The sequence below is a fragment of the Acinetobacter entericus genome (genome assembly GCF_026168575.1).
Lineage (GTDB): Bacteria > Pseudomonadota > Gammaproteobacteria > Pseudomonadales > Moraxellaceae > Acinetobacter > Acinetobacter bouvetii.
The window spans coordinates 1-2,388 of record NZ_JAPEQW010000082.1 but is presented as its reverse complement, the minus strand read 5'-3'; the positions used below and the strand labels follow the sequence as shown (position 1 = coordinate 2,388).

Genomic DNA, 2,388 nt, shown 5'->3' with positions numbered 1-2,388 from the left:
CATTGGGGCACGATGACAATTTTAGACTTGAGTAAGATTTGAGGGCAGGGTATGAATGCAGCGGCAGAAAAATTTGAACCGTTTGAGTGGTTGACCAAAGGTATTACAGCTAAGTCACCAAACTTTGAACCACAAGCGCATGGCACTGGGGAAAAGCCTTTGAATTATGAAGATCGTTTGGGTGCGATTGCGAGTATGGAGACGCAATTAGAAAAATCTGTAACGTCAGTAATTATTTTTGGGCTAAAGTCAGAAATTGATTATCGGTGTGTTCAATCTCATCTTGCTGCAATTATGCAAAGCAATGCGCTTACTGATGGGCGTAGAGAACCAGAGAAAATCAAAATTTCCGAATTGGCGGATTTGATGGCGCGTATGGTAATTGATTTTTCATTAAACCCAGAATTGGAAGCGAATTTCACAAAGCAAGGTCGATTGTATTATGCGGGTATACGCTCATGGCAGATGACATTGAAAGCGTATGATTGCACTTGGAAGCAATACGAAAACTTGATGGTAATAGCGCTTGAGTCAGCTATTGATAGTGCCGCAAAAGCAATCGAAGCATATCGTAAAAAAACTTACAAAGAGTCGAAAAATTAATGCTAGGAAAATTTTACTGACTAAGGTATAGTTTTACTATACTGGTCGTATTACGGTTTATCCGAGACCAAGTGTAAAATTGCACAGGATGTGCATTAATCTTAAATACCATTTAAAAAGGAATTTTGATGGAACGTTTTATTGAAAGTATCCTCAAATACAGTCTCAACCTCGGGGTTGATAGTGTTTATGAGGCTATCCAAACCGAATTAAATCAAGAGAAAAATATAGGCTCTGAAATAGCTAATATTTTTGTAGAAAAGGGATATAGGTTTTTAAAAACTGAAATTCAACATCTTTGATTTAATTTGAGATAAGGAGCTCGCCAAATGGTGGGCTTTTTTTAATGCCGACTGTTTAATCCTAATTGGTTTAAAAATGAATCCAGCCGGCACCCAAAAAATTCAGGAGATTCACATGCTCCAATTTATAAAATGTCTTTTCGGCTTTCATGGTGCTATAGAAATCGATTACACGATTGATGGTGAAGAAATCAAGGTGTGCCGGGATTGTTTGAAAGAAGTTAAATAGTTTGCCGAACGTATTACGGCATATAAAACCCCGCTCAATTCTAGATATTGGCGGGGTTTTTCTTTTCTTATTTGGTGAACATATGACAGACAAAGTGCAAGCGAAACAGGACTTAGAATTTTGCAGTGCTGAGCTGTCAAAGTATCAGAATTTAAGTCGGGCCGGGTTGACTCGAAATGAGATGCTGGCGATTGACGGCATCATGATTAAGTTGAAAGAGCGCATTAAGAATTTGCGTGAAGCTTTGTATGCGTAGCCCGAAGCGGTTAGCTGCGGTTCGATTATTACCATGTATTCGATGCGGCAATCCAGATTCACAGGCAGCTCATTCAAATAGCGCGAAGCATGGTAAAGGCCGAGGCATTAAAGCTGATGACGCTTATACGGTTCCATTATGCCATTCCTGTCACAGTCAGTTTGATCAGTACAAATTGGGTAGCCGGGCAGAAAGTGAAAAGCTGTTTGAAAGCTGGTTGGTTAAGACTGAGTTGATGTTGAGTAAAAGTGATGAAGAGTGTTTCTAAAATCGAACCTGCTGCATTCACCATTGATTCACATCTCAATATCACCAAGACACTGGGCTTTCTAAACACATGGCACCAAAAGGCCATTGATGAGGGTCGGCCGCTGGTCGTTCATATTGATCAGAAGTTGGAAGACCGTAGCAAGGCGCAAAACCGTTTGTATTGGAAATGGTTAACACAGTGGGCCAAGCGGCAGGGAACCGATAAAGACTCAGAGCATCTATTTTTCAAAAAGCAGTTTTTAGCGCGGATTTATGACCGAGATGATGTTGGACAGTACCGTAATACATTTGCTGCAGTANGGGAACCGATAAAGACTCAGAGCATCTATTTTTCAAAAAGCAGTTTTTAGCGCGGATTTATGACCGAGATGATGTTGGACAGTACCGTAATACATTTGCTGCAGTAAAAGTGTTGAAGGATCAAAAGCATCCGATGTATCAGCAAGTGGCGGATGGGCTGAATGTGTTGATCAGCACAACGGATGCAACGGTTGAGCAGTTTACTGAATATTTGAATGACATTCATGCGTTTTGTAATAAGCAGGGTTGTTGGTTGGTGACGCCTGATGATTTGATGTTTGCTTGGGAATCTAATATTTAGGTGTGTTATGGATGCTGACAGCTATTTCTGGAAAACCAAGAAACGTCCACCTAAAACGAAACCACGTTCTAAACCTCTACCAAAGGCAAAAGAAAAATATCTAGAGGCTGAGGAAGATTTCGAACAA

The 2,388-nt window shown here is 40.3% G+C and carries 4 protein-coding genes and 2 pseudogenes; all 6 read left to right on the top strand.

Going from position 1 to position 2,388, the window contains the following annotated elements; translation table 11 throughout:
• Positions 1 to 51: 51 nt before the first annotated feature.
• Positions 52 to 603 carry a hypothetical protein gene (locus OKC24_RS19500; RefSeq protein WP_265466268.1) on the top strand — a complete coding sequence of 184 codons (552 nt, stop codon included), beginning with the start codon at positions 52 to 54 and terminating at the stop codon, positions 601 to 603.
• Positions 604 to 731: 128 nt separating this feature from the next.
• Positions 732 to 905, top strand: a complete 174-nt coding sequence (locus tag OKC24_RS19495) for a hypothetical protein (RefSeq protein WP_165381220.1) — start codon at positions 732 to 734, stop codon at positions 903 to 905.
• 311 nt (positions 906 to 1,216) lie between these two features.
• The gene (locus tag OKC24_RS19490; protein WP_165381228.1) at positions 1,217 to 1,390 is read left to right on the top strand and encodes a hypothetical protein; all 174 of its coding nucleotides are present in this window, start codon (positions 1,217 to 1,219) and stop codon (positions 1,388 to 1,390) included.
• A complete protein-coding gene (locus OKC24_RS19485; RefSeq protein WP_265466267.1) occupies positions 1,383 to 1,658 on the top strand; it encodes a DUF968 domain-containing protein in 276 nt (91 codons plus the stop codon). Before OKC24_RS19490 ends, OKC24_RS19485 begins: the two co-directional genes overlap by 8 nt.
• A 1-nt stretch (position 1,659) precedes the next feature.
• Positions 1,660 to 1,869: pseudogene (locus OKC24_RS20180) on the top strand (hypothetical protein); the annotation flags it as partial.
• 92 nt (positions 1,870 to 1,961) lie between these two features.
• Positions 1,962 to 2,261: pseudogene (locus OKC24_RS20175) on the top strand (hypothetical protein); the annotation flags it as partial.
• Positions 2,262 to 2,388: the final 127 nt, after the last annotated feature.

Bases quoted from the DNA above. Each gene is read 5' to 3' on its own strand.
- OKC24_RS19485 (WP_265466267.1), top strand. From the start codon at position 1,383: ATGCGTAGCCCGAAGCGGTTAGCTGCGGTTCGATTATTACCATGTATT.
- OKC24_RS19500 (WP_265466268.1), top strand. From the start codon at position 52: ATGAATGCAGCGGCAGAAAAATTTGAACCGTTTGAGTGGTTGACCAAA.
- OKC24_RS19490 (WP_165381228.1), top strand. From the start codon at position 1,217: ATGACAGACAAAGTGCAAGCGAAACAGGACTTAGAATTTTGCAGTGCT.
- OKC24_RS19495 (WP_165381220.1), top strand. From the start codon at position 732: ATGGAACGTTTTATTGAAAGTATCCTCAAATACAGTCTCAACCTCGGG.